Origin of the sequence: Frigoribacterium faeni (assembly GCF_007988805.1) — a bacterium.
Classification (GTDB): domain Bacteria; phylum Actinomycetota; class Actinomycetes; order Actinomycetales; family Microbacteriaceae; genus Frigoribacterium; species Frigoribacterium faeni.
Map to the genome: position 1 here is coordinate 1 of NZ_BJUV01000072.1, position 2,459 is coordinate 2,459.

At 74.2% G+C, this 2,459-nt stretch carries 3 protein-coding genes; all 3 read right to left on the minus strand.

Annotated elements, in window-relative coordinates:
- Positions 1-64 precede the first annotated feature (64 nt).
- Genes FFA01_RS15730 through FFA01_RS15740 form a run of 3 tightly spaced genes read right to left on the minus strand, consistent with a single transcriptional unit; the run spans position 65 to position 2,129 of the window.
- Entirely contained in the window at positions 65-664 is a 600-nt protein-coding gene (locus tag FFA01_RS15730; protein WP_146857125.1) for a DUF3618 domain-containing protein, read from the minus strand.
- Complete coding sequence (locus FFA01_RS16375) at positions 661-1,104, minus strand: phage holin family protein (protein WP_146857126.1); 444 nt, start codon at positions 1,102-1,104, stop codon at positions 661-663. Before FFA01_RS16375 ends, FFA01_RS15730 begins: the two co-directional genes overlap by 4 nt.
- Positions 1,101-2,129, minus strand: coding sequence for a hypothetical protein (locus FFA01_RS15740; RefSeq protein ID WP_146857127.1), 1,029 nt, complete (start codon positions 2,127-2,129; stop codon positions 1,101-1,103). The genes FFA01_RS16375 and FFA01_RS15740 overlap by 4 nt, the downstream gene beginning before the upstream one ends.
- Positions 2,130-2,459: the final 330 nt, after the last annotated feature.

Consider the following 2,459-nt stretch of genomic DNA (forward strand, 5'->3'; position numbering starts at 1 on the left):
GAGCCGGGCCGGCACTGGCGGGCGGGCGAGCCGGGCCGGGCCCGACCGGCCACCCGGGCCGGTCTCAGGCTCCCTGCACGTTCTCCTTCGACTGCTGCGCGCTGTCCTTGACGTCGCCGGCGGCGCTGCTCGCGTCGTCCTTGACGGTCGACGCGGCATCCTGCGCGGTCTCCTTGACCGAGGCGAAGGCCTGCTGAGCGGGCTCCTTCAGGTTCGACGCGACGTCCTGCGCGGCGCTCTTCGCGGCGTCGACGGCGGGGCCGGCTTTGTCCTTCGCGTCGGAGACGAGCTCCTTCTCCTTGTCGGAGGCGGGGATCAGCGACGACACGAGCCAGCCGGCGCCGAAGGCGATGAGGCCGACCGCGAGCGGGTTGCCCTTCGCCTTCTGCACGGCCGCGGTCGAGGCGTCCGAGACGCTGCCCGCCGCGTCGTGTCCCGCACCCGAGGCGCTCGAGGTCGCGTCGTGGGCGGCGCCCATGACCGACTCCTTGGCGTTCGAGAAGCGGCTCTTCACCTTCTCGGTCTGGCGGTGCGCGATGCTCGACGGGTTCACCTTGTCGGCGAGCGCGTCGACGTCGTAGCTGAGGCCGGCGCGGGTGCGCTCGATCTCGGCGCGGATCTCTTCGGGGCTGCGGCTCGTGCCGTTCTGGTCGGTGGTGCTCATGCGGTGCCTCCAGGCTTCACGGTCTCGGGGATCTTCTTGAGGGAGTCGACCGTCTTCGGCGCCCCCTTGATGCTCTTGAGCTCGGTGCGCCCGCGCAGGAACAGCACGAGGGCGACGATCGCGTAGACGACCGCCACGATCAGCGACGACCAGCCGAGGCCGATCAGCGTGCCGAGCGCCCACATCGCGGCGAGCGAGAGGAACAGCAGGGCGAACAGGGCGGTCAGCCCGGCGCCGCCGAACATGCCCGCGCCCTTGCCGGCCTTCTTGGCCGACTCGGTGAGCTCGGCCTTGGCCAGCTCGACCTCCTGGCGGAAGAGGGTCGAGATGTCGCCGGTCACGCCGGTGAGCAGGTCGCCGAGCGACGTGGTCGCCGCCTTCTCCTCGGGCGGGGGCGTCTGGCCGGCGGCGGGGCCGGTGCCGCGGAACGGGTCGCTCACGGGCGCGTGCCGGTGCTGCCGGGCCAGGTGGTGGGGATGCTGCTGTCGGGCGTCTGAGCGCCGAACCCGGGCACGTCGCCCTCGGTCACGACGTCGTACTCGCCGGCCACGGGACCGACGTCGCCGGCCAGACGGCTCGGCTCGGCACCGGACGCGGGAGGCGCGGGATGGTGGGTCGCGCCTCCTTCGGTCCCGTCCGTGGCGGCCTTCTCGTCCTTCGCCTCGGCCGTCAGCGACTTGACGACGCGTCCGGCGAGGAGGCCCGAGACGGCGGCGATGGCGATGAAGGTGCCGGGCTTGCGGGCGGCGTACGACTTGACGTCCTCGAGCAGGGAGCCGGGGTCGCGGCCCTCGAGCCAGCCGGCGACGCCGTGGGCGCGGCCGGACAGGGTGCGGACGAGCTCGCCGGCGACACCGCTGTCGGCGCCGTCGGCCATCGAGCCGAGCTGGTCGCCGACCTGGCGGAGGCCCGCGGCGGCCTTCTCCTGCTGGGCGCCGGCCTGCTCCTTGAGCTCGCCGGACGCCTGCCCGAAGAGCTGCTTGGCCTGGCCGGTGGCCTCGGAGGCGACCTTGGAGGCCTGCTCCTTGGCGCTGCCGGCCACGTCGGAGGCGGCGGACTTCGCATCGCCCGCGACGTCGGCCGCTTCGTCCTTGGCGGCGCCCGCCTTGGCCTTGGCGGTGTCGGCGGCGCCGGAGTCGGTGCTGCCGGTGCTGCCGGTGCCGGAGTCGGTGCTGGCGGTGCTGCCGGTGCTGACGTGGGCCCCGGTGGTGCTGCCGCCGACGGGCGTGCCGTACGGGGGCGTGTCGACGACGACGGGCGCGCGGGTGGCGCTGAAGTCGCTCGCCGAGGCGTCGGGGTCGGTGATGTCGGCGTAGGCGCCGACCTGGTCGCCCAGGTCGGTCACCGCGTCGTCGCGGCGCAGGTGGTCGTGGCCGGAGGCCGCGCCCGCCAGGGGCTGGCCTTCGGCGGTCTGGTCGTAGACCGGGGTGGACGGGTCTCCGTCGTAGCGCTTGTCGTCGCTCATGTCGTGCCTCTCGGATCATCGGTGAGCGCCAGGGAGACGATCACGATCGGGGTCGGGCCTGTCACTCTGACCCTCCGACGGGGCACGGAGGCCGCGCATCATGAGAAGTCCTCGAGGGGTTGACTTCGCGGGATCGGAGGCGCACGCGCGCAGGGTGGAGAGCGCGCGGCCCCGACCCCTCGCGATCGCACCGCGTCTCGGACGACGCACCCCAACTAGACGCGGTGCGGTGCACGGAACCCGGCGCGGCGCACGCGACCCGGCGCGGCGCACGCGACCCGGCGCGGCGCACGCGACCCGGCGCGGCGCACGCGACCCGGCGCGGCGCAC

Coding starts and splice junctions, on each gene's coding strand:
- FFA01_RS15740 (WP_146857127.1), bottom strand. CDS start 2,129: ATGAGCGACGACAAGCGCTACGACGGAGACCCGTCCACCCCGGTCTAC.
- FFA01_RS15730 (WP_146857125.1), bottom strand. CDS start 664: ATGAGCACCACCGACCAGAACGGCACGAGCCGCAGCCCCGAAGAGATC.